This window comes from Microcoleus sp. S28C3 (genome assembly GCF_036700785.1).
In the GTDB taxonomy this organism is placed as follows: Bacteria; Cyanobacteriota; Cyanobacteriia; order Cyanobacteriales; family Microcoleaceae; genus Microcoleus; species Microcoleus asticus.
In genome coordinates, this window is sequence record NZ_JAUBPO010000294.1 from 1 (window position 1) to 1211 (window position 1211).

Here is a 1211-nt window from a genome sequence, read left to right on the forward strand (position 1 = left end):
TATAGCGATCGCAAATGGTTTGTAAATCATAAATCATGTATAATCAGGTATGTGAATCTAAGTAGGAGTTGAAATGGTCCAAAAGAAATCGTCAGAAAAAATCGGAGAGGATGAAGTCGAAGCCTTATTAGAACTCGAAAATTTTATTGCCAGTAATCCCGACCCCAGAGAGTTAAAAAGAGCCTTGGCCGTCCGGATGCTAATTGAAGGTATCTGCCGCGAAACTATTCAAAATATCTTGGGAGTATCCTCTCCATTTATTAGCAAGTGGAAAATCAATTATGCCTTGCATGGAATTGAAGGATTGCTCTTAAATCATCAAGGCTCGCAGGGACAACTTAAGCCTGAAGAACAGTCGGAAATTATCCAATGGTTAACCAATAAAGACCACTGGGATTTATCCGCCCTCGCAAATTATATAGCAGAGCAGTATCAGGTTGAATTTCAATCTAAAACTAGCTACTATCGACTCTTTAAGCTAGCAGGAATTAGCTGGAAAAAGTCTCAAAAAAAGAACCCAAAAGGTGATGAAGAACTTGTCAAAAAAAAGCACCAAGAAATTTGTGAGATTCTGGAAGAATACCGAGAAGCTATAGTATCGAGAAAGCTTGTGGTGTATTTGATTGATGAGTGTCATCTACTATGGGGAGATGTCTGTGGTTATCTTTGGGGAAGGCGCAACGAGAGAATAGAAATACCACTGGTGAATCAGAGAGAAAAACAAACTTATTATGGCGCAGTAAATTATTTAACAAAACAGTTCGTTCTGCGAGAATATGCAACGGCAAATTCTGAGAATACAGTCGCTTTCTTAAAAGACTTACAATCTTTAAATCCCGAAGCCAGACATTTGATTATTTGGGATGGAGCCAGCTATCACAAATATAAAGAAATGAAAGCTTACCTAGAAGAAATTAATCAAGGTAAGGAGCGGGATGAATGGCCTTTAACTTGTGTCCTGTTTGCTCCCAATGCTCCGGAGCAGAATCCAGTAGAAGATATTTGGCTAAATGCCAAGACTTGGGTAAGAAAATTTGGGAATCGGATCGGTTCTTTTTCCTTGGTTAAATGGTTCTTCAATTTTACCATACAGCAGCAAATCTTTGACTTTCCCAAACTACACAAGTTTGGTGATTTTGAGCCAAAATTCTCAGGAAACTACTGCTCGATCGAACCCTAGATCGATTTATGAATAATTTGCGATCGCTATA

At 38.6% G+C, this 1211-nt stretch carries 1 protein-coding gene; it reads left to right on the plus strand.

Features of this window, described 5'->3' with window-relative positions:
• Nucleotides 1-73: 73 nt before the first annotated feature.
• Nucleotides 74-1180 carry an IS630 family transposase gene (locus QUA13_RS32535; protein ID WP_333205227.1) on the plus strand — a complete coding sequence of 369 codons (1107 nt, stop codon included), beginning with the start codon at nt 74-76 and terminating at the stop codon, nt 1178-1180.
• Nucleotides 1181-1211: the final 31 nt, after the last annotated feature.